Origin of the sequence: Ureibacillus acetophenoni (assembly GCF_900220965.1) — a bacterium.
Taxonomy (GTDB): Bacteria; Bacillota; Bacilli; order Bacillales_A; family Planococcaceae; genus Ureibacillus; species Ureibacillus acetophenoni.
Genome location: NZ_OBQC01000012.1, coordinates 85,232 through 110,633, shown reverse-complemented (window position 1 = coordinate 110,633; position 25,402 = coordinate 85,232). Strand labels below are relative to the sequence as shown.

The window sequence follows — 25,402 nt, the reverse complement described above, 5'->3', positions numbered from 1 at the left end:
AAATTGGCCTACTTTTATGAAAATAAAAAACCGGCCTATACATAGTAAATGTTAGACCGATTTTTTCCTTTGGGCTAATACAGTTGGTAGTGTCATACCGATAATAACTAATACAATTCCTGATATCTGTAATAAAGTTAACGTTTCGTGTAATACAATTACAGAAGCCATTATTGCCACAGGTAATTCCATCGCACTTAAAATAGATGTTAGTCCTCCACCTACTTTTGGAGCGGCAATTGAGAATAACACAATCGGTAAAATAATTCCGAAAATACCTAATATGACCCCAAAAATGAATAGGCTTGAGCCAAATAACTTTCCGTTCCAAATAACCTCAGGGGATGAAAATACGCTAATCATCAGAAGGGCAACAAATGACATAAGTAAAGTTCGAGAAATGGTTGTAATCCCTTCTACAGGACGTGAGTTAAATTGAATAAAAATTGAAAAACTCACAGCAGAAGCTAATCCGAATACCCAACCTTGCCAAGCAATGTTTGATAAATCAACATCCACAAGGCCAGCTGCAAGAATTGTTCCTAAAAATAAAAATACTAGGGAAATTGCTTCAGCTCGACTCGGTAATCTTTTACGTAATAAACAATCAATTAGCATACCAATCCAAGTAAATTGGAATAGTAATACTACTGCTAGGGATGCAGGTAGATAATTTAACGATTGGTTATAAACGATACCTGTTGTACCTGTACAAATACCCGCAAAAACAATAAAAAGGAACCCAGATTTACTGATTCTAGGTAGTTTCTTTTGTGTGATTAAAAATAATATTAATGCTAATAAAAACCCAATAGCATATTGACTTGTAGTAGCTTCAGCAGAAGTATATCCATGATTCATAGCTACTTTAACTATTGTGGAAAGTATTCCATAACTACTCGACGCAATGATAATAAGTAGTGGATAAAGAATATTGTATTTCATGTTGTTAAAAACCACATTTCTATAATTTTTTCACCATATGATGGAAAGGTTCATCAATGATTGTCCAAGGTTCAGTCACGACATAACCTATGCTTTCATACAGTCGTCGTGCATTATCCTTTTTCGTTTCTACATTTAAAGATATTTTGGTAAATCCTTTTTGCATGGCAATTTCTTCAGCAAATTGTAAAAGTTTCGTACCAATGCCTAGTCCACGACACTTTTCGTGCACACAAATAGTATCAACATAAAATTCATCTAAATGTGCTTCTTGATCAATTTTTATTGTTTTACCATGTTTAATTTTTAGCCAATTTTGTAGAGCAGTATCCATTTTAATGCCGTCTTCTCCTGAATAAAGTACTAGAATACCTAAGATTTTCAGGCTATCGATCTCGTTAACTGCAACATATGTATTTAAGTAAGAATGTCGGTTATCATTTTGACAGAATAACAATTCCAATTGTTCTAATATTTTATGTTCACTTGACTCACCAGTTAAACGGTTTGCAATGTCTCCAATTGCATCGTAGATAAGTGGTGCCACTTGATTTACATCTTCTTGTGTAGCATTTCGAATAATAATAGTCACGGTAAATCGCATCCTTCCAGTGTAAAGTATAACAAATTAATGAACAAAATTTAGATTTTAGAAAGTTTGAATAATATGAAATTTTTATTGTGAAATAGCTTTGTGTTAATCTATAGGTATTAACTTTTCGGAGGTTAACCGCTGATGCTTCATACAAATAAAGATTTTGTTCTCGTTTATGGAGATGCATTTGTTGATTATATAGCTGATGATGTAACGAATACATCGTTTACAAAATATTTAGGTGGTGCAACGATTAATGTTGCCGCAGGAATTAGTCGTATTGGTGCACCTTCTGCACTCATTACTATTACAGGTGATGATGAAACTTCGGAATTTGTAAGATCGGAGTTGAAAAAAGAAGGTGTAGATTTAGACTATTCAATCTACGCACCTGAAAAAAGAGTTAGTGGCGTTTATGTACACTTAACGGAAGCCTGTGAACGAATTTTTAAAGACTATATCGATGAAACACCTGATTTACAAGTAACGCCGGAACAATTAAATGAAGAAGCTTTTCAAAGGGCTTCAGTATTTAATATTTGTTCAGGAACAATGTTTCATCCTACAGCTTTAGAAACAACAAGAAAAGCTGTTGAACTTGCTTTGAAAAATGATGTGATGATTGCAATCGATGCAAACATTCGTCCATTGCGCTGGAGTGACGAAGAAACTTGTCGCAATACGATTCGATCATTTTTCAAATCTGCTGATATTTTAAAATTGGCCGATGAAGAACTCTTATTCTTAACGGAAACAGAAGATTTACAAAGTGGGCTAGATGCTTTGAAAAATATGGATATTCCAATTATTCTGGTGACAGTTGGGGAAAATGGAACTTACGCAGTTTTAAACGGTGAGATTATTCTTGTACCTACAATTGAAATTGAACCTGTAGACACAACAGGTGCAGGGGATGCATTTATGGCAGGTGTATTACGATATGTACACTATAATGGACTCCCTTCAAATCAGGAACAGTTAATAAAATGTGTAAGTTTTGCAAACCGCCTTGGGGCATATGCATCAACAAAAGCAGGTGCTTTAACGGCATTACCATATTACGACGAAATCAAAGATTTACTATAAAAGAAAAAGACTATTAATAACAAGTAGAGGTTATTAATAGTCTTTTTTGTTGAGTTGTTATTTACTACCACTGTTTATTGTATTTCCGTTATTAAGACTAATGTATAGTGACCCATTTTCTTGTACTTGAGCAAAATATACTTCTTCCACACTTTTTACATTTTTCTTTTTCAATTTGTTGAGTAGCCATTCTTCTGTTAGATTAAGTTCGATTAAATTTTTCGCATTAATTTTACCATCAGAAATAACTTCTGTTGGCATATATGGTGGAATTGTACTATCAGCTTTCACATCTGATTTTGTTGCAGTTGCTTTAGATGGTTTCTTTAACACACTTAACTCACCATTTGTCTCAAATACTGCATAATGAACTTCGTCGAAGGAAAAAATCCCCTGTTCTCTTAGTAACATAGAAAGCTCATCTGTATGAAGTCTAGCCTTTTTCATACCATTTTTAATAATTGTGCCGTTTTGTATTAAAATAGTCGGTCTGTCGTCAAATAGGACTCGTGCTTTCGTAGATTTTAACGCAATGAAACTTACAAGAAGAGTTAATATACCCCACCATATTAGTGCGACAAAGCCATCCCAAAATTGTGTCTCTTGGTTAACAGATATTTCTGCGGCAATTGATCCAAATGTAATCCCAGTAATGTAATGAAAGAAAGTAAGCTGACTCACCTGTTTTTTTCCGATAATTCTTGCCAAAATTATCATTGCAAAAAATGCTAATGTAGCACGAAGAATCATTTCCCAAAAATTAAATTCTGTAAATCCTTCCACACTTGTATTCTCCTTTCACTTACAATTAGCTTGAGCGAAAGATGAATACAGTATTCAAGTTCTCCCTGAGTGGTAAGGAAAAATTATTTTGTAAACCTTTAAAATGGGGTATTACTGATATTTAATTCATAATATTTTCTCATCATATAACAAAACCAGTCACACTCTTGCTCATTTTTTAAATTTGATAACATCCCAAGAATTATCGCCTTACTTGGAGATTCGGATTGGATCTGCTTTTCAAGTATTTGAAGTGATTCCCTTAGAACCTCGTCCTGAATATGTGTTAATAATTGTTGTAATTCTTCAACGATTAAATCCTTTGTAATCATTGGTTGGTGGCTAGAGTAACTTTTAAACATATCTTTTGTGAAAAATGATTTTTCCCCATATTTAGCAATGATTTTGATTTTTTCAACGAGGCTATCAGTTAACTTTTCTATATCAAATGGGTAGCTATTTTTTATGATAAAGTCGCCATAGCTTGCTATCAAACCTTTGATGATAATAATTAAGTCGTATTGTAAGGAATCTACATTACTTGGGTATAATTCTCTCAATATATCTAATAATAATTTATTGTTTAGCTCATCATAATAAGCCATTTTATCGATGAGAGTTTCATTTATAAAATGCTGTTCCTTAATAAACACCGTCGCAAAATCGCCATACTTTTGTAAAATATTAAAAATTTCCATAAAGTAAGCTGCTAACTTATCGTGGGGGTTCTGCTGTTCGCTGACCGACCGTTCAATGTTGGCAGTTACGTTTTTCGTAAAATAATCAATAATGGAAAAGATGAGCTCATCTTTCGATTTAAATGATAGATAAAAAGCCCCTTTAGAAATGCCACAATGTTCCGTGATTTGCTGCACTGAAGTTGCGTCAATACCTTTCTTCGCAAATAGTTCAATTGCAGACTCCATAATAAGTTGCTTTTTTAACATAGTAAAACTCCTCATAGATTAATTGACAAGTGACCGATTAGTCACTATTATAGAATTTGGAATTTGAAGTGTCAAGAAAGGGTAGGTGTACAAGTGAATTCTTTAGTCAACTTTGTCTTAAAAAATAAATTAGCTGTTTGGCTATTAACACTGATCATTGCTGGATCAGGTATTTATTCAGCTACGAAAATGAAAATGGAATCATTACCGAATATTTCAATACCATATTTAATTGTTGTTGGTGTATATCCAGGTGCAACACCAGAACAAGTTATGGATGAATTGTCGATTCCGTTTGAAAAAGCGGTAGAGCTATTGGAAGATGTAAAAGCTGTTTATTCAACATCTTCATCAAATGTATCTCAAGTTCAAATTGAGTACGATTACGGTGTTGATATGGACGAGAAAAAAAGACAGCTAGAGTCAGCACTTGATAATGTTCCTTTACCTGAAGGGGTAGAAGAACCAACGATTATGGCAATCAGTATGAACATGATGCCAGTTGTTGCATTGTCAGTTAGTAGTACGGAAGAAGATATTGTTGAATTGACGTCAACAGTTGAAGATATAATTTTACCTAAAATCGAAAAAATTGATGGTGTCGCTTCTGCAACCATTACTGGTCAACATATTGAACAGGTTGCACTGGAATATGATGAAGAAAAGATGGCAGCATTAGGTTTAACAGAAGATACAGTTAAACAAATGGTGCAAGCAAGTGATATGGCACTTTCGCTAGGTTTATATGAATTTACAGTTGGAGAACAAGCCGTTTCAGTAGACGGAAAAGTCAAATCTGTAGATGAACTGAAAGAATTATTAATTCCTGTTACACCTTCTGAGACAAATCCTGTTCCATTCGTTCGTCTAGGAGATATTGCTACAATTGAAGTGGAAGGTAAAGTACAATCTGTTTCACGAACAAATGGTGAAGATGCTATTGCAATTCAAATCGTAAAAGGTCAAGAAGCAAATACGGTTGAAGTTGTAAATGCGGTTAAGGATTTAATTGAAGAAGAAGAAAAAGCGATTGATGGGCTAGTAGTTGAAATTTCACTAGACCAAGGGGAACCAATTGAAGAATCAGTATTCTCAATGGTTGAAAAAGCTGTATTTGGTGGGTTAATAGCAGTACTTATTATCCTACTATTCTTAAGAGACTTTAAATCTACGATTATTTCAATTATATCAATTCCAGTTTCAATCTTAATGGCATTACTTTTATTGCACTGGTTAGATATTACATTGAATATTATGACGCTCGGTGCGATTACGATTGCAATTGGCCGTGTTATCGATGACTCCATTGTTGTAGTAGAAAATATTTATCGCCGAATTCATTTAAAACAAGAGAAATTAAACGGTCGAGCGTTAATTCGTGAAGCAACAATTGAAATGTTTAAACCTATCTTGTCTTCAACTTTAGTAACAATAGCAGTATTTGCTCCGTTATTATTCGTTGGTGGTATGGTTGGTGAATTATTTATGCCGTTTGCTTTAACGATGGCATTTGCACTAGGGGCATCTCTTTTAGTTGCGATTACAATCGTTCCTGTTTTATCTCATACGCTATTCCGTAAAAAATTATACGGTGAGAAAACAGACAAACAGCATAAAGAAGTAGGTAAACTGGCTAAGTGGTACCGTGGAATATTAGAGAAGTCATTAAATCATAAGATTATTACATCTACTATTGCGATATTATTATTAGTTGGTTCTATAGCCTTAACACCATTAATTGGGTTTAGTTTCTTAGGATCCTCGGAAGAAAAAGTAATGTATATAACTTACACACCAGGAGCTGGTGAGTTAAAAGAAGAAACATTAAAAAATGTAGAAGAAGTTGAAAAAGAATTACTAAAACGTACAGATATTGATGTATTACAATTATCAGTAACAGACTCAAGTAGCACAGATATGGCTTCAATTATGTCTGGCGGTGGTGGCGGTGCATTAATGTACCTAATTTTCGATGATGAATTAGAAGATTTCCCTGCTGTACGTGACGAAATAGAAGAGTATGTTTTTAATGTTGACCAATCTGGTGAATGGAAGTCACAAAACTTTGCGGCAATGTCAATGGGTGGCTCTAATGAAGTTAGTTACACTTTATACAGTGAAGATTTAGACGATTTAAGAGATGCTGTAAAACAAGTTGAAACAGCATTACTTGATGTAGACGGTTTAGAGGATGTAAGCTCTGATTATGAAGACCCTTACGTTGAGCATGTATTTAAAGTAGAACAACAAAACGTTCTTCAATACGGTTTAACAACAGCTCAAATCGTTATGGCATTAGCAACAAATAATACACAAGAAGTTTTAACATCTGTTGAAAATGATGGAGAAGATCTTAATGTAGTTATCAAACGTGAAGAAAAAGCAGCGGCTACTTCATTAGAAGACGTATTAGCTACAGAAATTCAAACTGCTTTAGGTACGACGATGACAATTGGTGATCTTGTAGAAGTGGAAGAAGGTACTACATTAAACGCATTAGCTCGATCTGAAGGACAATACTACGCTTCTGTAACTGGAACAATTGTGGATAAAGATATATCAAAAGCAACTTCCCAAGCAGATGCAAAAATTAATGATTTAGATTTACCAAAAGGTGTGACAACAGGTGTTAGTGGTGTTGCTGCAGATATGCAAGAAACATTTACACAACTTGGTGTTGCCATGGCTGCAGCTGTTGCAATCGTATACTTCATCTTAGTAGTAACATTTGGTGAAGGGTTAGCGCCATTTGCAATACTATTCTCGTTACCATTTACAGTAATTGGTGCATTTGTAGGTCTATTTATTGCAGGTCAAACAATTTCAGTAATGGTAATGATGGGTATGTTAATGTTAATTGGTATTGTTGTTACGAACGCAATTGTATTGGTTGACCGCATTATCCGTATGGAACGTGAAGGTATGGAGATGCGAGAAGCAATTTTAGAAGCTGGTGCGACACGTTTACGCCCAATTTTAATGACAGCAATAGCAACAATTGGAGCAATGATTCCAATGGCTGTACTTGATGGTGGCGGTCTAATTTCGAAGGATATAGCAATTACAGTAATTGGTGGATTACTATCTTCGACATTATTAACATTAGTTGTCGTTCCAATCGTGTACGAAATATTATCGAAAATATTCAAAAAGAAACGTAATGAAATAGAAGATAATTAATAAATTATTAAACCGCCTTAAGGTCTTTAAGACTATAAGGCGGTTTGTTTTTTTTTACTATCGTACAATAAAAAAGTACACCCTCGTTTGCTGGTTAGAGCTTACAATGGTGTACTTAAATTGTTTTAAGTTAACTAATTTGTTTACCGAATAAAGGTTGGATTGCATAAGGGTTAATCACATATCCTTCTTTAACAGTAATTTCATTCATTTTATGTTCATGAGGGAATTTAAAAATACCGTTATCAAAATCAGTACCAATTTCTTTAAAGAAAATACCTTCTAAATGTTCTAATTTAGGACAAGTAAAGGTAATTTTATAGTGTTCATCGTCTCTAATAATATAAGCGCGGACACCTTTTTCATAATTACCGTTGTCATTGTCAACAGACTGTCTTTTTACCGATACAATATGGAAGTCTACAAATGGTACTTCCTTTAGTAAAACATTTAGAAAAGACCCTTTAGTAATCTCTTCCCATCTACTTTGAGCGCTTTGACCGACAATAATTTGAGTAATATTATAGTTTCTTGCAGTTTCTGCAATTACTTTTTGAATCGGTCTTTTCTCATTGTCGCGAATAATGAATTTTTCTACGCCAAGTTCATCGCAAAGCTCAGTCCATTTTTCAATATAACCTGATTTTTCTGCATCAAACGCGTCGAGAGGGTTTTGATCTACCGTTAAAATATATAGTGGACAATCTAATAATGTTGCCAGTTTATGACCTCTACGAATAAGTCGCTCTCCATTTAATCCATAATATACGCAGACGAGGATGCTTTCATCTGACCTTTTAATACTACCCATTTTAATATACACCTCAAAATAAAGTTTTATCTAAAAATAGTTCAATACTGAAAATAGCAAAATGGTGGAGAAGTGAGAAAAAATAAATGCTATTTAAGTGCATCGATGTATATCTTATTGTATACTTTTACTTGAATGAATTATTGTGCTTTTAAGAAATTTTACGAAATTTTTATTATTGTAATTTAATATCAATGCAAATACGGAAGTATTAATTCCTCTGTATGACATCATATTATGAATTGAGTTTGATAGTAAGTCAAGTGAAGGGTTGGTTTTACATAGGAAATTTGTTTTTATATATTGGAGGTTTAGCTTTGTGTCAATTGAATTTGCCATTATAATACTCCCAATTTTAGTAGCAGCACTCGTTCCTATTTTCCACAGGTATTTGAGTAAGAATGTTATTGGTTGGGTTGTTTTATTTATTCCGTTATGTCTTTTCATTATATTAACTACATATATCCCTCGTATTTCAAATGGTGAAACTTTTTCAAATACGTATGAGTGGATTCCCTCATTAAATATTAATATCACAACATATATAGATGGACTTAGTTTAATATTTAGCTTGTTAATTACTGGTATTGGAACGCTAGTCGTTTTCTATTCAATTTTTTACTTATCTAAAAAAGAATCATTACATCATTTTTACTGTTATTTGCTACTCTTCATGGGGGCAATGTTGGGTGTTGTATTTTCTGATAACTTAATGGTGTTATATGCATTTTGGGAATTAACAAGTGTTTCTTCCTTCCTATTAATTGCATTTTGGCACCACCGTAAAGGTTCCAGAGCTGGTGCAAGAAAATCTATGATTATTACTGTCTCCGGCGGTATTGCAATGCTTGCTGGTTTTTTAATGCTTTATGCTATGTCTGGCACTATGAGTATTAGAGAACTTATCTCAAATGTACAGCTGATAAGTGAACATAGTTTATTTATCCCAGCGTTATTGTTAATTCTTTTAGGAGCATTTACAAAATCTGCTCAATTTCCTTTTTATATCTGGTTACCAGATGCAATGGAAGCACCAACTCCTGTTAGTGCCTATTTACACTCAGCGACGATGGTAAAGGCAGGTATTTACTTAGTTGCTCGTTTTACTCCATTATTTGGGGGAGAAATGACATGGTTTTGGGTAATTACTGGTGTAGGTCTTTTCACTTTATTCTGGGGATCTTTTAATGCGGTTCGACAAACTGACTTAAAGGCACTTTTAGCATTCTCTACAGTAAGTCAACTAGGGTTAATTATGAGTTTACTTGGTATTGGCTCGGTTGCTTTCTATTTTGGTTATGCAGACGAATCATTAATTTATACTCAGGCCACGTTTGCAGCGCTATTCCACTTGATCAACCACTCTACATTTAAAGGTGCTCTTTTCATGATGGTAGGAATTGTAGACCATGAAGTTGGAACACGTGATATAAGACGATTAGGTGGGCTTATGTCCTTTATGCCTGTAACTTTTACAATTGCGTTAATTGGATCATTCTCTATGGCAGGTTTACCGCCGTTTAATGGTTTCCTAAGTAAGGAAATGTTCTTTACTGCGGCATTAAGTATTAGCACGTTAGACATTTTTTCATTAGATAGTTTGGGCGTATTAATACCAGTAGTTGCATGGATTGCTAGTGTATTTACATTTATTTATTGTTTAATAATTGTTCTACGTACATTCACAGGAAAGGTAAAACCTGATATTAAAGAAAGAGATTTACATGAAGCACCATTTGGAATGCTGATTTCTCCATTAATATTGGTTGGGTTAGTTATATTAATCTTCTTCTTCCCGAATATTTTAGGACGATATATATTAAAGCCGGCAATGACAAGTGTTTATCCTAATTTTTCAGCGGATGAAATGACACCTAACATCGTTGCATGGCATGGATTTATTCCAGAATTGTGGATGACAATTGGCGTAATTATTTTTGGAATTGTCTTATATAAGACGTTGAAATATTGGAAACGAGTATATAATTTGATTCCGCAAAGGTTAACATTAAATTCAATCTATGAAGGATTCTTTGCTAAAAGTGAAGATATTTCAGGAAATCTTACAAATCGATATATGAATGGTAATTTAACTAACTACTTTGTTTATATATATGCCTTCTTTGTATTAATTGTAGCGGGCTATTTTATCAGTTCTGATGCATTTGTTTGGAATCCTTTAAGTGGCTCTAAGGTTGACCATTACGAATTAATTCTTGTATTTGTGGTGATGTTTGCAAGTGTTGCTCTTCTTTTTGCGAAAAAACGGGTAACAACGGTTTTGATCAATGGAGTTATTGGCTATTCTGTCGCATTCTTCTTTGTAACTTTCCGTGCACCAGATCTAGCTTTAACACAGCTTGTAGTTGAATCAGTTACAACAGCACTGTTTTTAATTTGTTTTAAATTCTTACCTGAAATTAAACCTGAAACGAGCACGAAAGTTTGGAAAATCTCAAAAAGTGCTATTTCAATATTAGTAGGGGCTACTGTAACAATTGTAGGATTAGCGGTAGTTAACTATGATAAATTCCCTACAATTGCTACTTACTTTGAGGATGCTTATGAACTTGCAGGTGGAAAAAATATTGTAAATACAATTTTAGGAGATTTCCGTGCATTTGATACGATGTTAGAAGTAGTCGTCCTCTTTATTGCGGGCTTAGGTGTATATGCCCTCATTAAGCTAAAAGCAAATAAAGGGGGAACAGACGTTGAGAAAAGTGAATGATGTCATTTTACGTACAGTCGTAAAAGGTGTTGTTTTAATCATTTTAACGCTTGGTGTTTACTTGTTCTTTTCAGGGCATAATGCACCAGGTGGAGGGTTTATAGGAGGGCTTGTTCTAGGGTCAGCAATTGTTTTACTGTATATAACTTATGATATAGAAACAATTCAAAGAAAAATGCCTTTCGACTTTAAGAAAGTAGCGGCTTTGGGCGTCCTTTTAGCTACTGGGACTGCAATTGGCTCTTTATATTTTAATGTTCCTTTCCTATCCCAAACTGATGGATATTTTAATATTCCAATTTTAGGAGAAAAGCATTTAACAACTGTGACAATATTTGAAGCGGGCGTAGCTTTAACTGTTATTGGAACACTTGTCACAATAATCTTAAGTATTAGTGAGGATGATTAATATTATGGAATCGTTAATGGTTGTATTAGTCGGCGTTCTCGTTTCAGTGGGAACGTATTTAGTCCTCTCTCGCAATGTTATACGAATTATTTTAGGAACAGCAGTTTTATCTCATGCAGTCCATTTACTAATTTTAACGGTGGGGGGCTTGAAAACAGGAGACGTACCAGTCCTAGGGTCTTCAAAAGGTCCATTTACTGATGCCCTTCCACAAGCTTTAATACTTACTGCTATTGTAATTAGTTTTGCTACAACAGCATTTCTTTTAGTTCTGGCCTACCGTATGTATAAGACAAATGGAACGGACGATGTTTCAGAATTGAGAGGTACGTCAGATGAATAATCTTATAGTTTTACCACTGATCATCCCAATTATGACAGCAGTTATTCTAGTCTTTTTACGAAGGAATATTATTCTACAGAGAATCATTTCAATTCTTACAATGATTTTTATTACTGGAATCTCTATTATGATCTTAAGTGCCGTACAAACGGAAGGCATTATAAAACTTGATTTTGGTGGTTGGTTACCACCGTTTGGGATTTTGTTTGTAGCAGATTCCTTTTCAATGTTATTAGTCGTTGTTGCAAATATTGTAACTATCATCTGTTTGATATATGCATTCTCAACAATCGGCGCAAGACATGAGCAAATGTTCTTTTATCCATTCGTACTCTTATTAATTGCCGGAGTGAATGGGTCGTTCTTAACGGGAGATATATTTAATCTATTTGTATGTTTTGAGGTAATGTTATTAGCTTCCTATGTATTGATTGCGTTAGGTGGAGAAAGAGTTCAATTACGCGAATCTTTAAAATATGTTTTGATCAATGTAGTTACGTCATGGATTTTCCTTGTCGCGCTTGCATATTTGTATGGGACTTTAAAGACTTTGAATATGGCTCATATCGCGGAAAGAGTAGCTGAAGTAGGACAGGATCCACTAATAACTACTGTTGCAATTCTGTTTTTAATTGTATTTAGTATAAAAGCAGGATTACTATTATTCTTCTGGTTACCAGGCTCATATATTGTGCCTCCAACAGCTGTACAAGCATTATTTGCAGCATTATTAACAAAGGTCGGGGTATATGCGCTAATACGTACATTTACGTTAATGTTCCCACTAAATCAAGATGTAACACATACATTGATAGGAATAATGGCGGGTTTAACGATTGTTCTTGGTTGTATGGGTGCGCTAGCAGGGAAAGATGTTTATACAATTGCTACATATAATGTCATCATCGGAGTTGGCTTTATTTTAATCGGCTTAGCTTCAGGTACAGAAGCGGCATTATCTGGTGCGATTTATTATTTAATTCATGACATGTTAGCAAAAGGGTTACTTTTCCTATTAGTTGGGACAATGGTGTATTTAACTGGAGAAACTATTGTTAAAAGAATGAGCGGACTCATTCAAAACTATCCGCTATTTGGATGGATTTTCTTTGTGGTTTTATTAACATTAACTGGAATCCCACCATTCAGTGGGTTTGTTGGAAAAATACTTATAGGGCAAGGTGCAATTGAAGCAGGCTCTTATGTATTGTTAGCTATTGGTTTTGCTTCAAGTATTGTTGTACTATACTCTCTATTAAGAATTTTCTTAGCATCTTTCTTTGGTGAGACAACGGTTAGTGAAGAGGATAAAAAACCAATTCCTAAAGGTGTGATGGTGTCGTTTATTTTATTTACGATATCGATTATTTATTTAGGTGTAGGTGCAGAATCCCTCTCAGTTTATGTACAAGACGCAGCTCATACTTTAATTAATCCTTCCATCTATATTGATGCGATTTTAGGGGAGGGAGTGTAAAGTGTTTGGACAATTTATATTAAACTTATTTATCGCGTTATTATGGCTATTGCTTTCAGATGAAGATATACCACAGTTAACAACATTCTTTACAGGGTTTGTAGTGGGAATCGGAATTTTGTATATAATGCATCGTTTTTTTGGTACGAAGTTTTACTTAAGAAGAGTAACGAAAATCATCTTGTTAATCTTAATTTTTATTCGTGAAATATTAAGTTCAAGTTATGTGATTATGAAACAAATCTTAACACCAAAGTTAAAGATTACTCCAGGTATTATTAAATATGATACGAAATTAAGAGGAGATTGGGAGCTTACAACACTAGCTCTTCTATTAACATTGACACCGGGATCAGTTGTAATGGAAGTTTCTGATGACGGAGAAGCTATCTACATACATGCGATGGATCTCGAAGATTCAAGAGAGTCATTAATAAAGCAAATAGATAAATTTGAAAGAGCAATTATGGAGGTGACGAGATAATGAAAGAAATAATACTATTTATTGCACTAGCATTATTTATGGTAGCCATTTTCTTAATTCTATATCGCGTTATCGTCGGACCTTCCATGCCAGACCGAGCAATGGGCCTAGATACGATTGGGGTTAATTTAGTATCAGCAATGGCAATTGTTTCAATCATTTTATCAACAACTGCTTTTTTAGAAGCAATTCTCATTTTAGGTATATTATCATTTATCGGTACTATTGCCTTTTCAAAGTATATTGAAAGGGGCGATATTATTGAACGTAAACGAGATCGTTGAATGGATTGGAATCTTGTTAATCTTACTAGGTGCCATCTTTAGTGTAATCAGTGCTATTGGATTAGTTCGTTTACCAGATGTATATACGAGGGTACATGCTGCATCAAAAAGTTCAACATTGGCAGTACTCGTCTGTTTGTTTGGTGCATTTCTATATTTTTGGGGGCATTTTGAGTACGTCAGTGTAAGACTACTATTGGGAATTATTTTTGTCTTTATTACTAGTCCAGTTGCGGGACACTTAACGCTTCGTGCAGCTTATCGTTCACGGGTTCCTTTAGCAGAAGGGTCTGGTGATGATGAGTTGAAACCAGTGTTATTTGGTGAAGATAATGCAACTCCTGTTACAGCAGAGGGAGTAATGATAGACGAAACAGAAAGTAAGAATTCAAAAAATGAATAAATCTATCCACAGAGCAAAAACATCTACTTTTTCAAAAAGTAGATGTTTTTCTTGTTTTGTGGATAAAAATTTTGGTTTTTCATGAGGTTTTGTTGAGGGGTGTTGTGGAAAAGTAGTGGGGGTGAGGATAACGCTGTGGAGAAGTGGTAAACAGTTTATAAATATTGCGCGATTGTGGATAAGTTTTTACGTTGCGACTAGAAAAAAATTCTCGTTATAATAGTATTTAATAGAGTGCGGTCAAATAAAAAATAGGAGCGGTTCTTATTTGAAAATTCTTAGCAAGAATAACATAGATGTACTATTAGAAAGGGTAGAAACTAGCAATCCTGAGAATGTACAAATTCTTGAAAAGAAACTTACAACACTAAGATTAGGAGTAATCGGTGAAAAACGACTGGCTAAAGTATTTGAACACTACCAATTTCCCTTTTCTAACCAAGTATTGCATGGTGTTTCGCTAGAAGCAGGTGGAAAGTTTCAAACAGACTGTTTAATCCTAACATCTAACGTAATATTTCTACTAGAAAGTAAAAATATTGGTGGCAAACTTTCATTTGAGAAAAACCCAGAGAGACTTGTTAGCGAAAAGGATAATGGGCTTTTTGCTGTCTATGAAAGTCCTGAAGTTCAAGTTGAAAGAAATATGATTCAACTTAAATGGTGGCTGGAAAAGCGTGGTTTACAAATCCCTGTTGTGGGTGCCTTTGTATTCACCAGTGCTGTACACCCAACGATTGTAAAGGGGCCAGAGAGGATTCAGGCACTCTTTCCAAAATCAATATTTGTACACATTAATCGTCAATGGGATTATTATCGAGAGAAGACTAACCATTTGTCGTCAACAGAACTAAAGAAGTTAAGTGAACTTATACGTGCAGAAAGCGTGAAGAAACGGTTTATGCAGTACCCCTTAAAGAAGAGTTTACATCTTGAAAATTTAAATATTAAAAAAGGGGTTCGTTGCAAAAATTGCGGACAAGTTGGTATGAAATGGCATCATGGCAACTGGATTTGTATTTCCTGCAATCATAAAGATAGGGATGCTCACATTGCCGCCATTCAAGAATGGTTTCTTTTTTACAAAGAGACGATAACGAATCGTGAATGCCAAGAGTATTTGTTAATTAATGATCGACATTTAACAAAACGGTTATTAAAACATGAAAACATATTAGAGTTTGGAAATACCAAGGGAGCTTATTATAAGTGGAATTGGTGAGCAGCAAAAAATTCTCCTTCCGTTGTATGGAATGGAGGATTTTTTTGTGATGGGATAGTCGAATAGATGAAGTTGCTCAAAAGTGATCCGGAATTGCTCAATTCCATTGGGAAAGTGCTCAATTCACGGAAAAAAGTGCTCAATTAGGGCTAAAAATTGCTCAAAAAAGTCCAGTGGAAATGCAGTTGCTCAAAAGTGATTCGGAATTTGCTCAATTCCATCGAGAAAGTGCTCAATTCACGGAAAAAAGTGCTCAATTAGGGCTAAAAATTGCTCAAAAAAGTCCAGTGGAAATGCAGTTGCTCAAAAGTGATTCGGAATTGCTCAATTCCATCGGGAAAGTGCTCAATTAGGGTTAAAAGTTGCTCAAAAAAGTCCAGTGGAAATGTAGTTGCTCAAAAGTGATCCGGAATTGCTCAATTCCATTGGGAAAGTGCTCAATTCACGGAAAAAAGTGCTCAATTAGGGCTAAAAATTGCTCAAAAAAGTCCAGTGGAAATGCAGTTGCTCAAAAGTGATTCGGAATTGCTCAATTCCATCGGGAAAGTGCTCAATTCACGGAAAAAAGTGCTCAATTAGGGTTAAAAGTTGCTCAAAAAAGTCCAGTGGAAATGTAGTTGCTCAAAAGTGATCCGGAATTGCTCAATTCCATCGGGAAAGTGCTCAATTCACGGAAAAAAGTGCTCAATTAGGGCTAAAAATTGCTCAAAAAAGTCCAAGGGAAATGCAGTTGCTCAAAAGTGATTTGGAATTGCTCAATTCCATCGGGAAAGTGCTCAATTCACGGAAAAAAGTGCTCAATTAGGGCCAAGAATTGCTCAATAAAGCCCTTTAGAAAAGCTTTTACGCAAATATGGTCCAAAGTCGCTCAGTTCGAAAGTCAATTCACCCAGTAATTGACAACAACTCCATCATAATATATAGTACATTACAACAGTAATGTACTAAGTTGCGATTCGAAATATTATATAAACGACAAGCAATACGAAAGGAGGGGCAACGTTGAATTTAAATGCTGAAAGCTCCACCCCGATCTATATTCAAATTGCTGAATGGATTGAAAATGAAATTCTTGCAGATCGGTTAATTTCAGATGGTAAAGTCTATTCCCAATATCAACTGGCTGAAATGTTTAACATTAATCCGGCAACAGCCGGTAAGGGGCTTACAATTCTACTTGAGAACAACATTTTGTACAAGAAAAGGGGACTCGGCATGTTCGTTCTAGAAGGGGCAAAGGAACAGATTGTTAAAAAAAGACGTGATGAGAAATTAACAATCCTTGCAAGAGATATCGTTATGGAATCAAAGCGTTTGTTTGTATCCGATGAGGAATTAATAGAGTTAATTAGAAAGGTTCAAAAGGGGGGCTAAACAATGACTATTGTTTTTAGAGAAGTTTTCAAAAAGTATAGGAGTCAAAATGCGCTTAATAGTATGTCATTTACAATAGAAGAAGATAAAATTACTGGGCTCATAGGACGTAACGGTGCTGGTAAATCAACATTACTTAAAATATTAGCCGGTCATTTAAGAGCGACTAGTGGGGATGTCCAACTTTATGGAGAGCACCCATTTAATAATTTAAAAGTTTCTAGTAATCTAATTTTCATCGAAGATACAATGTCATTCCCGCCTATTTTTAAACTTAGTGAACTATTTGAAATGGCAAAAGATTTCTTTCCTAACTGGCAGGACGACTTAGCTCGTAAACTTCTTGCGTATGCCAATATATCAGATAAAAACCACCATCACAATTTATCCAAAGGGCAAAAGTCCACATTCAACCTTATTTATGGTCTAGCTACTAGATGTAAAGTAACCCTTTTAGATGAACCGATGAATGGAATGGATGAGGCGATTCGTTCTGATATGTACCGAGCAATCTTAAAAGAATATATCGCATATCCTCGTACGATCATTATTTCAAGCCACCATTTACAAGAAATTGAACATTTAATCGAAGATGTTTTGTTAATCAACCACGGGCAAGCGATATTACATGCACCTTTAGAAGATGTTAAGCAATTGCTTGTGAAGTTGGTTGGTAATAGTGCAAAAATCAATGAATACATTCGCTCGAATGAAATTTACTTTGAAAAAGACTCACCTGTAAGTCGAGAAGTAGTTGTAGAATCAACATCTGTTGCCTCGATGAAAAATGAACTGATCCAAGAGGGGATTTCTATACAACCTGTTTCAGCTAGTGAAGTTTGCAAATATTTAACGAGTCAAAGAAAGGGAGGAATTGATGATGTCTTTAAATAGTGTGACGACTCCCCAAGTAATTTGGAAACAAGTGATATGGAAATGCAAAGCTTTTAGTCAATCCTTTATCACTTTAATCGGGATTCTAGTTGTAATACAGCTTCTAGGTTGGAATGGTTCGGGAAGTTCAGGTGGAGGGTCTAATCAGTTTAGTGTGTACATCAATTATTACAGTTTAGATATGATTTTTATTATTACATGTATCTGGGCATTTATTCAATCGTTATTGATGCAAGGTCGAATTCAACATCAAGATGATTATTCTTTTGTAACGAGTCGAACTGTATCTAATGTTTCAAATTCTATTGTAGTTACTATTTATAGTTTTATTGCCACAATGATTGCTATAGCTACTCTTTATATTTCAACCTTACTTTACCAATTATTTAGTGGGATTGATTTAATCAGAAATGGATTGATTATTAACCCAGTCGAAGTGATTGTAATCTTTATGCTTATTTTACTTGTGGCTGCTAGTGGGTTTTTCATGGGTTCAGCTTTTCATTTATCAAAATTTACAGGAATTGGAGTAGTTGTTCTCCTTGTTGTTTTGCTTAACTTAACGCCACTAGGAATAGCAAGTGTAATCAGATTTCTATTTAATGGCGGGGACTTACTATTGATACTAAAAGCTTTGGTCGGTTCTATTCTTTTATTTGGTCTTTCAACATTAATCTTGAATCGAATTGAGGTGACTCGTAGATGACATCACTCTCTACTATTCCGATTATTATTTCTTTCGCTTTTATCTTTTTAATTGTAATCATTCTTTCAAAAGTTTTAGGAAGTAAAGTCTGGACAGCAACAGTAAATCAATGGATTGTAGTAGGGTATTTAGCTCTTGGATTAATTTCTATCTTTGTATTGAGTTTTACTACTGAAGAAGTAAAGAAATACTCAATTGAAGAACGAAAAGCGATGTATGAAGATGAAACAGGATTATGGAATTCACTTTTAAGTGGCAAAAAAAATTCTGATTATGAAAAATACTTACAAAAAGAATGGGAAATAGAACTGACTTCGGATCAAATTCGTATAGTACCACATTTAGGGACTGACATAAAAGCAGATGTCATTGTAGAGACAAGAGAAGATTCTAATTCAAATGTTATTTATGCAAAAACATATGTCATCCCGTATCAATATAGGGGAAATGATTTTACAAGGCATGCGTCCTTAGATTATTTTACATTTGAAAAGAATACTCTTATCGTTCAGCAAGTAAATAATCAGGAGTTTAGATTTTATGAAATGTATCCTGGAATGCAAATACTCGATCAAATAAACGATAACAATATTGAACATGATGCATATTACAGTTTATTCACAGGTCGGACAATTCTCTTCTTGAATGTCCCAAGTCATGTTAATATTATTGATGAAAGTGGTTATATTTATTATGTACGGTAAGTTGTAAATCAAAAGATTAATAGAATAACTTATTATAGTGTTTAACCACTTACCTAACAATAATGAATCGAGCGATTGTTTTGAAAAAGTTACTAACATTAGTCATCCTAGTTGTAGGTGCTTACTTATTTCTATATATAAATAATCATTGGATTGTAACAACTGAACATGTATATGAATCTGAAAAAGTGCCTGAAAGTTTTGAAGGCTTTCGAATAACACAAATTTCTGATTTGCACGATGCTCTTTTTGGAGACAACCAAGAACAACTTATAGAAAAGGTTCGAAATACTTACCCAGATGTTATTTTTATAACGGGTGATGTTATCGATAGTAACCGTTTCAATTTAGAACAAAGTTTAACGGCGATACGAGAATTCGTGAAAATTGCAGATGTCTATTATGTTTTAGGGAATCATGAAGTCGCAAGTAACCAAATTGATGAAATCTATGATGCGATGAAACAAACCGGCGTGACGATATTACCAAATGTTAGAACAACCATTAACCGGAATGGAGAAAGTATCGATTTAATAGGAATTGAAGATCCGTTAAACGGCCATGAAACGCAGTGGATGTTAGATGTAGCTGGATCAAAACCGAACGGAGACTCGTTACAGATTCTTCTTGCTCATCGCCCCGAATACTTTGACACATATGTACAAAATGGGATGGATATGGTCTTTTCTGGACATGCTCATGGTGGTCAAGTTCGAATCCCCTTTGTAGGAGGTCTTGTAGCACCGGGACAGGGATTTTTACCGACGTATACCGCGGGTTCTTATAAAGAAAATGCAACAACTATGTTTGTAAGTAGAGGGCTTGGAAATAGTACAGTACCTTTCCGAATTTTAAATTTACCTGAAATTGTTGTAGTTGAGTTAAGGGCAAAATAAATAAATGAACAAGGGCGAGCCAAGCAGCTCGCCCTTTTAATTAGGATACAATATTCTTCATTTCAGCTAATAAGCTTTCAGCAGATAAGATCTTTTCTCCTCCACCTTGTACAGTGGATTCGTTTCCTCCACCTTTACCGTTGATTAATGGTAATACTTTCGATGAGACTTCTTTCATACTGAAAACTACATTGGTACCTTTTGAGGCAACAAATTGTAACTTACCATCATTTTCAGAAACGAGAAGGGCAATCAAATTATTATTTTCTGAAACGATTGCCCGGCCAAGTTTTTGTAAAGTTTGAACTGAACGATTTACAAAACTTGCAGCTGCTACATTATTTTCACTGTTGGTTGCTAAATCGCGAGCTTCATAAACAAGCAACGCATCTTGCGCCTCACCTAAAGCCTTTTCTGTTGCCTTAGCATCCTTCATTACTTTTTGTAGTGCACCTGCTGCCTCTTCTTCAGGAACACTTAGATTTCTTGCAACTTCAGATAAAACCCTTTTTCGCATATCCAATTGTTTTAGTACCCGGTTCCCGCAAACAAAGGATACTCGAGTATTTTTCTTCATTTTTTCTGTACCCATAATTTTCAGTAGACTCACTTGTCCCGTTGATGTGGGGTGGGTACCTCCACAACCGTTGTAATCATAATCAGGAATAATGACTAAACGAATATCTTCATCAACCGTAACATCTTTTCGTAACGGGTATTGGGAAAGTTCGTCTTTGATCACCCATTTAGTTTCAATTGTTCGATTTTCTATGATAATTTCATTTGCTCGTTTCTCAACAAGTGCTAGTTGTTCATCTGTCACATGTTCTGTATTTAAATCGATCGTAACTATTTCAGAACCTAAGTGAAAACTAACAGTTGCAAAGTCAAAAAGCTCTACAAAAGTAGCTGATAAAATATGCTGACCACAATGTTGTTGCATATGGTCAAAACGACGATCCCAATCGAGTTTCCCAGTTACTATCCCGTTTAAAGATGAAGGAACATCCCCCTCTACATAATGACGGATTTCATTCTCAACTTTTTCAACATCAGTTACACGAATATCATTAATATACCCTGTATCATGAGGTTGTCCACCACCAGTAGGATAGAAAGCAGTATTTGATAATACAAAATATGGTCGATCATCTTCTTCAACACCTGTACGTACAACATCTGCCTTAAATTCTTTTATCATTGAATCTTGATAATAAAATAAGTCCTTCATAAACATGCCCCTTTTGAACAATAATAGTATTATTTTGTCATACTTTGGTAGTTGTGTCACGACGTACACTTTGAGTAAATAGTAGCTTTTAATTGACCGCGTGCGTGAAAAGGTTATTATTAAATATACGAATATTTAGCGTTAAGAGGAGAACTTAGATGGAAATTACACAATACTCTATTGAAGAAATTAAAGATCCAACAAATATTATTGAAGGGCAACGTTTTGAAGTATTATTAGATGTTGAGATTGATGAAGAAGATGAATTATATTCAGAAGCTGGTATTGAAATCCGAGCAATCATTGGCAAAAAAGAAAATGAGTTTCGACTTGTAAATTATTTCATTATCGATAAAAAAGACAATGAATATGTAGACTTTGCTTTAGAGGAAGATGAAGAGGAAATAATTCTTGCATTTTGTCGCGAAGAAATTCTAAAAGAGGAACTTTAATTTTATGTAATATTAATTAAAAATCCCCAGTAAATAACCCAGCAACCGCTCTAAATTGCTGGGTTATCTCACGTATAAAAGGGAGCTTAAGAGAGACTCTCAAAGCTCAACATCATCATACTTTATTTCTTACAAAAATATCTGAAATTTACATTTTTTTAATAAAACCTTTACTCTCTAAATGTCTACTAAACTAAATTAATAATTCCAACCAATTATGTTAATGTAATACAATCTTTCATATTCCGATCTTTCCCACCATATAATTATCAGAAATTTCTATCAAATAAAAAAATTAATATATAAATATTGGAAACAAACTGTTATAATACTGATATAAAATTTCTCATCTGTATTAATACAAGGTTTTTTCGGAGTGAATCTTTATATGGGGGGATAAGTATGTCCATTTTGAAGGGCTTGAAAATTCTTGATTTTTCATCATTATTACCAGGTTCATTTACAACAATGATGTTTGCAGATTTAGGCGCGGATATTATACATGTAGAATCAGAACGTCGAGTTGATATGCTTCGGATTATGCCGCCTTATGATGAACAAAAAGAATCCTATATTCACCAACATTTAAACAGATCAAAGAAATCACTTTCCTTAAATCTTAAAACATCAGAAGCGGTTGAAATTGTAAAAAAGTTAATAATGGAATACGACATAATTATTGAAGGTTTTCGCCCTGGAGTCATGACTCGATTAGGGCTTGATTATGAAACATTAAAACAGGTAAATCCTAAACTAATTTATTGCTCAATTACTGGCTTTGGTCAAACAGGTCCATATCGTAATAGACCAGGACACGATATAAATTATCTATCAGTTGGAGGAGTTCTTGATTATTCAAGATTAAAAGATAAAAAACCAGTTCCAATGGGGATACAGATAGCAGATCTTGCTGGTGGATCTTTATATGCAGCTATTGGAATATTAGCTAGTGCATTAAACCGTGAAAAAGCTGGGGAGGGCAAATATATTGACGTATCAATGACAGACTCAGTATTTACTTTAAATGCGTTATACGGCACAGCTTTTCTCGGAAGTGGGGTTTTACCAAAAGCTGAGGAAGGGATCTTAAATGGGGGTACGTTCTACGATTATTATCGGACGAAAGATGGTAGATACTTTTCGGTAGGTAGTTTGGAGCCACAGTTTAGAAAATTATTATGTGAAGCCTTAGACATACCAGAACTAATTGAAAGTACTTTTAATGCATCCAGTTATACACAAACGCGATTTAAAGAAGCCATTAAAGATGCATTTTTAACAAAGAACTTTGATGAATGGTTGGAGACTTTCGGCGATGATTTCGAAGGTTGCGTTGAACCAGTTCTTACTTTTGAGGAAGCATGCAATCATCCTCAATTGAAAGCTCGTAACATGGTAGTAAATGTGCCAAATGAAAAGGGGGCTCCTCGAAAGCAAATAGGTTCACCATTTAAAATTAGTGACATGGAACCGACGTATAAGTTTGCAGGTGTAAAGTTAGGGGCACATACTGATGAAATATTAAAAGGACTCGGATACTCAGATGAAGAAATTAAACATTTACATGAAAAGGGCTCTTTGGAGTAGTAGATAAGGATGTCTTGAAAGGTGTATACTTTCTCGACATCCCTTTTTTAATGGGGTTATGCTTTTACATAATCGGCGACAAAATCACGAAGCTGGTGGAAATGTTCATCGATTTTAACATACTTTGTGTAAACCTCCATCAGTTTATCGAACAATTCGTATTGTTCGGTTGCAAATAGTGCTTTTAATATATTGCATATATGTTTTGAAGACATGATAGCAATATCGTTAAAAAGACTATTTTCAGTTTGATAGTGATTATGCCAAACATCAAGAGATTGCATAGCATGTTGTGGTGTCTGGTCGACAATAAAAATAATATCTCTTTGAACAGTAGCTTCAATATGATGAAGAGAATTCTCATCATATTGTTCCTGATTTAAATAATTATAAATAGCTGTACAAGAAGCAATTTCATATTCTTTTAATAAGCGGATCACTTTATTGTACTGTTGTTTTTGTATATACGCGTCTATTAATATATAAAATATTTTTTCTATATAGTTTTTATCGTATCTTTTTATAAGTGTAGTAGGTTCCGGCTTTATGCTTGGTAATACATCACTATATTCAAGTATAAGTTCAATAGCATGGTTATTTAGCCGGTCTTTTTTTATTAAGTATTCGCCATGAGTAATTGTATTTACGAAATCTTCTTTTTTATAATAATCAATGACTAACATAAACTTAAGGATGGTCTGCTCCTTTTCAGTTAAAGCCCAATCTCCATCTCCCCATGTATCATACATATCTTCTATAATTCTAATCAATTTTTGTCTATGTCTTTTCCCGCCGTTATAATGGGAAATTACATTAAATAATTGGAGTTCTTTTAACTGAAAAGAGCTAGGGTTATTAAAAGCTATTTCATCCACCAATGAATTAAGTGTACTTACTGTTTTGTTTATTGTGGAGAGTGATTCTAGGTGCAATTTCAACTGATTCATTAAATCTGCAGAATCATTAATTGATAGAATGGACGTTTGTAAAAAGATTGAATATACCTTTTTTACAAATAACGTCTTCCAAAAGATTTCATTCTGATTGTAAATAATATGGATAAAGTATCTTTTTCCAACCTTATAAAAATATATACAGTTAAGCCCTCCAACTTGGTTTGTAATTTCAATTTCTTTTCCAAATACGAGACTTATTAAATGGTCAAATCGTAATTTATGGTGAATGTTTAAATATTGAAAAAGGGCTTTTTTACCCTGAGTAGAGTTAAAAAAGTGTGTGAGACGTTCATTTGCATGGTTTAGATCAATTGTAGTATCTTGCAACTTTTCAAATAGGAATAGGTCAATATTTCCCCAATATTTTCGCGCAATTCTACTAGCAATAGTTAATGCTTTTTCTTTATGTAGAAGAAATTTATTCAGTGGAATAAGCTCACCAAATTGAGGGGGGAATTGTAAATTGTCCTGATTGAATAGATCTTTTATAGCCAATTCAAATCGTTCTCCAACTTGTCCAGCAGCTTGTTTATAAATCAATTCATCGCAATGCAACAATAGAATACACCCTCTCAAAAAGTGGAAGTCTAACAAGAATATATCAGATTTTAATGAAAATTGGGTTAAAATAATTAAAAAAGTCTGAAAATACTAGGAATAATTCAGACAATTAATATTCTCCATATTATTCTTTATTGTAAATGTTAATAGGATTGTTGCTATATAAACAACGGCAGTAAAAATTAGACTTGCTATAGGAATCTCGCCAGTATTCAAGACTTCTAACTAGGTTGATGGTGAAAATTACAGATATAATAAGACAAATATTTAAATGCCTTTTTCCTTTATTTCTCTTCACTTACATTCCTCTTTTTCGCTATAGTTGAATAAGGTGCAAGTAA

24 protein-coding genes are annotated in these 25,402 nt (G+C 34.2%); 17 read left to right on the top strand and 7 right to left on the bottom strand.

Features of this window, described 5'->3' with window-relative positions; genetic code table 11:
- Positions 1 to 51: 51 nt before the first annotated feature.
- Both CRO45_RS15095 and CRO45_RS15090 read right to left on the bottom strand, forming a co-directional pair.
- Positions 52 to 945, bottom strand: coding sequence for an EamA family transporter (locus CRO45_RS15095; RefSeq protein ID WP_097150456.1), 894 nt, complete (start codon positions 943 to 945; stop codon positions 52 to 54).
- 19 nt (positions 946 to 964) lie between these two features.
- On the bottom strand, positions 965 to 1,537 hold the full coding sequence (locus CRO45_RS15090) for a GNAT family N-acetyltransferase (protein ID WP_097150455.1): 573 nt from the start codon (positions 1,535 to 1,537) through the stop codon (positions 965 to 967).
- 144 nt (positions 1,538 to 1,681) lie between these two features.
- Here CRO45_RS15090 and CRO45_RS15085 point away from each other — a divergent pair, with 144 nt between their 5' ends.
- The gene (locus CRO45_RS15085; RefSeq protein ID WP_097150454.1) at positions 1,682 to 2,626 is read left to right on the top strand and encodes a carbohydrate kinase family protein; all 945 of its coding nucleotides are present in this window, start codon (positions 1,682 to 1,684) and stop codon (positions 2,624 to 2,626) included.
- A 57-nt stretch (positions 2,627 to 2,683) separates the two neighbouring features.
- Here CRO45_RS15085 and CRO45_RS15080 read toward each other — a convergent pair whose 3' ends face one another.
- Both CRO45_RS15080 and CRO45_RS15075 read right to left on the bottom strand, forming a co-directional pair.
- Positions 2,684 to 3,409 carry a DUF421 domain-containing protein gene (locus CRO45_RS15080; RefSeq protein ID WP_408057159.1) on the bottom strand — a complete coding sequence of 242 codons (726 nt, stop codon included), beginning with the start codon at positions 3,407 to 3,409 and terminating at the stop codon, positions 2,684 to 2,686.
- Between the two features lie 98 nt (positions 3,410 to 3,507).
- Positions 3,508 to 4,356 (bottom strand): TetR/AcrR family transcriptional regulator, encoded by an 849-nt coding sequence (locus CRO45_RS15075; protein WP_170949510.1) that lies wholly within the window; start codon positions 4,354 to 4,356, stop codon positions 3,508 to 3,510.
- Positions 4,357 to 4,449: 93 nt separating this feature from the next.
- Here CRO45_RS15075 and CRO45_RS15070 point away from each other — a divergent pair, with 93 nt between their 5' ends.
- A complete protein-coding gene (locus CRO45_RS15070; protein WP_097150452.1) occupies positions 4,450 to 7,536 on the top strand; it encodes an efflux RND transporter permease subunit in 3,087 nt (1,028 codons plus the stop codon).
- A gap of 130 nt (positions 7,537 to 7,666) precedes the next feature.
- On the opposite strand, the gene CRO45_RS15065 is transcribed toward CRO45_RS15070, so the two are convergent.
- Positions 7,667 to 8,347, bottom strand: coding sequence for an adenine nucleotide alpha hydrolase family protein (locus CRO45_RS15065; RefSeq protein WP_097150451.1), 681 nt, complete (start codon positions 8,345 to 8,347; stop codon positions 7,667 to 7,669).
- A gap of 319 nt (positions 8,348 to 8,666) precedes the next feature.
- Between CRO45_RS15065 and CRO45_RS15060 the strand changes: the two genes are divergently transcribed.
- The 13 genes from CRO45_RS15060 (at position 8,667) to CRO45_RS15000 (ending at position 20,274) form a co-directional block, all read left to right on the top strand.
- Positions 8,667 to 11,078 (top strand): Na+/H+ antiporter subunit A, encoded by a 2,412-nt coding sequence (locus CRO45_RS15060; protein WP_097150450.1) that lies wholly within the window; start codon positions 8,667 to 8,669, stop codon positions 11,076 to 11,078.
- Positions 11,062 to 11,487, top strand: coding sequence for a Na(+)/H(+) antiporter subunit B (locus tag CRO45_RS15055; RefSeq protein ID WP_097150449.1), 426 nt, complete (start codon positions 11,062 to 11,064; stop codon positions 11,485 to 11,487). The genes CRO45_RS15060 and CRO45_RS15055 overlap by 17 nt, the downstream gene beginning before the upstream one ends.
- A 4-nt stretch (positions 11,488 to 11,491) precedes the next feature.
- Positions 11,492 to 11,830, top strand: coding sequence for a Na(+)/H(+) antiporter subunit C (locus CRO45_RS15050; protein ID WP_097150448.1), 339 nt, complete (start codon positions 11,492 to 11,494; stop codon positions 11,828 to 11,830).
- On the top strand, positions 11,823 to 13,307 hold the full coding sequence (locus CRO45_RS15045; protein WP_097150447.1) for a Na+/H+ antiporter subunit D: 1,485 nt from the start codon (positions 11,823 to 11,825) through the stop codon (positions 13,305 to 13,307). The genes CRO45_RS15050 and CRO45_RS15045 overlap by 8 nt, the downstream gene beginning before the upstream one ends.
- A 1-nt stretch (position 13,308) precedes the next feature.
- Complete coding sequence (locus CRO45_RS15040; protein WP_097150446.1) at positions 13,309 to 13,791, top strand: Na+/H+ antiporter subunit E; 483 nt, start codon at positions 13,309 to 13,311, stop codon at positions 13,789 to 13,791.
- On the top strand, positions 13,791 to 14,075 hold the full coding sequence (locus CRO45_RS15035) for a Na(+)/H(+) antiporter subunit F1 (protein WP_097150445.1): 285 nt from the start codon (positions 13,791 to 13,793) through the stop codon (positions 14,073 to 14,075). The genes CRO45_RS15040 and CRO45_RS15035 overlap by 1 nt, the downstream gene beginning before the upstream one ends.
- On the top strand, positions 14,053 to 14,478 hold the full coding sequence (locus CRO45_RS15030; RefSeq protein ID WP_097150444.1) for a Na+/H+ antiporter subunit G: 426 nt from the start codon (positions 14,053 to 14,055) through the stop codon (positions 14,476 to 14,478). Before CRO45_RS15035 ends, CRO45_RS15030 begins: the two co-directional genes overlap by 23 nt.
- Positions 14,479 to 14,746: 268 nt before the next feature.
- Positions 14,747 to 15,700, top strand: coding sequence for a nuclease-related domain-containing protein (locus CRO45_RS15025; protein WP_170949509.1), 954 nt, complete (start codon positions 14,747 to 14,749; stop codon positions 15,698 to 15,700).
- 1,002 nt (positions 15,701 to 16,702) lie between these two features.
- Positions 16,703 to 17,074 carry a GntR family transcriptional regulator gene (locus CRO45_RS15020; protein ID WP_097150442.1) on the top strand — a complete coding sequence of 124 codons (372 nt, stop codon included), beginning with the start codon at positions 16,703 to 16,705 and terminating at the stop codon, positions 17,072 to 17,074.
- A 3-nt stretch (positions 17,075 to 17,077) separates the two neighbouring features.
- Complete coding sequence (locus CRO45_RS15015) at positions 17,078 to 17,968, top strand: ATP-binding cassette domain-containing protein (RefSeq protein ID WP_097150441.1); 891 nt, start codon at positions 17,078 to 17,080, stop codon at positions 17,966 to 17,968.
- Positions 17,952 to 18,674: a hypothetical protein gene (locus CRO45_RS15010; protein ID WP_170949508.1), complete on the top strand. Its 723-nt coding sequence runs from the start codon at positions 17,952 to 17,954 to the stop codon at positions 18,672 to 18,674. Before CRO45_RS15015 ends, CRO45_RS15010 begins: the two co-directional genes overlap by 17 nt.
- Positions 18,671 to 19,378 carry a hypothetical protein gene (locus tag CRO45_RS15005; protein ID WP_097150439.1) on the top strand — a complete coding sequence of 236 codons (708 nt, stop codon included), beginning with the start codon at positions 18,671 to 18,673 and terminating at the stop codon, positions 19,376 to 19,378. The genes CRO45_RS15010 and CRO45_RS15005 overlap by 4 nt, the downstream gene beginning before the upstream one ends.
- A gap of 80 nt (positions 19,379 to 19,458) precedes the next feature.
- On the top strand, positions 19,459 to 20,274 hold the full coding sequence (locus tag CRO45_RS15000) for a metallophosphoesterase (RefSeq protein WP_097150438.1): 816 nt from the start codon (positions 19,459 to 19,461) through the stop codon (positions 20,272 to 20,274).
- Positions 20,275 to 20,314: 40 nt separating this feature from the next.
- On the opposite strand, the gene CRO45_RS14995 is transcribed toward CRO45_RS15000, so the two are convergent.
- Complete coding sequence (locus tag CRO45_RS14995) at positions 20,315 to 21,505, bottom strand: alanyl-tRNA editing protein (protein ID WP_097150437.1); 1,191 nt, start codon at positions 21,503 to 21,505, stop codon at positions 20,315 to 20,317.
- A gap of 158 nt (positions 21,506 to 21,663) precedes the next feature.
- Here CRO45_RS14995 and CRO45_RS14990 point away from each other — a divergent pair, with 158 nt between their 5' ends.
- Together CRO45_RS14990 and CRO45_RS14985 are read left to right on the top strand one after the other, a co-directional pair.
- On the top strand, positions 21,664 to 21,957 hold the full coding sequence (locus CRO45_RS14990; protein ID WP_097150436.1) for a DUF6509 family protein: 294 nt from the start codon (positions 21,664 to 21,666) through the stop codon (positions 21,955 to 21,957).
- Between the two features lie 402 nt (positions 21,958 to 22,359).
- Positions 22,360 to 23,544, top strand: a complete 1,185-nt coding sequence (locus CRO45_RS14985; protein ID WP_097150435.1) for a CaiB/BaiF CoA transferase family protein — start codon at positions 22,360 to 22,362, stop codon at positions 23,542 to 23,544.
- 56 nt (positions 23,545 to 23,600) lie between these two features.
- Here CRO45_RS14985 and CRO45_RS14980 read toward each other — a convergent pair whose 3' ends face one another.
- Positions 23,601 to 25,058, bottom strand: coding sequence for a hypothetical protein (locus CRO45_RS14980; protein WP_097150434.1), 1,458 nt, complete (start codon positions 25,056 to 25,058; stop codon positions 23,601 to 23,603).
- Positions 25,059 to 25,402: the final 344 nt, after the last annotated feature.

What these genes read in the sequence shown, in the direction of transcription:
- CRO45_RS15065 (WP_097150451.1), bottom strand. Translation starts at nt 8,347, where the DNA reads ATGGGTAGTATTAAAAGGTCAGATGAAAGCATCCTCGTCTGCGTATAT.
- CRO45_RS15045 (WP_097150447.1), top strand. Translation starts at nt 11,823, where the DNA reads ATGAATAATCTTATAGTTTTACCACTGATCATCCCAATTATGACAGCA.
- CRO45_RS15005 (WP_097150439.1), top strand. Translation starts at nt 18,671, where the DNA reads ATGACATCACTCTCTACTATTCCGATTATTATTTCTTTCGCTTTTATC.
- CRO45_RS15015 (WP_097150441.1), top strand. Translation starts at nt 17,078, where the DNA reads ATGACTATTGTTTTTAGAGAAGTTTTCAAAAAGTATAGGAGTCAAAAT.
- CRO45_RS14990 (WP_097150436.1), top strand. Translation starts at nt 21,664, where the DNA reads ATGGAAATTACACAATACTCTATTGAAGAAATTAAAGATCCAACAAAT.
- CRO45_RS15010 (WP_170949508.1), top strand. Translation starts at nt 17,952, where the DNA reads ATGATGTCTTTAAATAGTGTGACGACTCCCCAAGTAATTTGGAAACAA.
- CRO45_RS14985 (WP_097150435.1), top strand. Translation starts at nt 22,360, where the DNA reads ATGTCCATTTTGAAGGGCTTGAAAATTCTTGATTTTTCATCATTATTA.
- CRO45_RS15035 (WP_097150445.1), top strand. Translation starts at nt 13,791, where the DNA reads ATGAAAGAAATAATACTATTTATTGCACTAGCATTATTTATGGTAGCC.
- CRO45_RS14995 (WP_097150437.1), bottom strand. Translation starts at nt 21,505, where the DNA reads ATGAAGGACTTATTTTATTATCAAGATTCAATGATAAAAGAATTTAAG.
- CRO45_RS15050 (WP_097150448.1), top strand. Translation starts at nt 11,492, where the DNA reads ATGGAATCGTTAATGGTTGTATTAGTCGGCGTTCTCGTTTCAGTGGGA.
- CRO45_RS15075 (WP_170949510.1), bottom strand. Translation starts at nt 4,356, where the DNA reads ATGTTAAAAAAGCAACTTATTATGGAGTCTGCAATTGAACTATTTGCG.
- CRO45_RS15095 (WP_097150456.1), bottom strand. Translation starts at nt 945, where the DNA reads ATGAAATACAATATTCTTTATCCACTACTTATTATCATTGCGTCGAGT.
- CRO45_RS15085 (WP_097150454.1), top strand. Translation starts at nt 1,682, where the DNA reads ATGCTTCATACAAATAAAGATTTTGTTCTCGTTTATGGAGATGCATTT.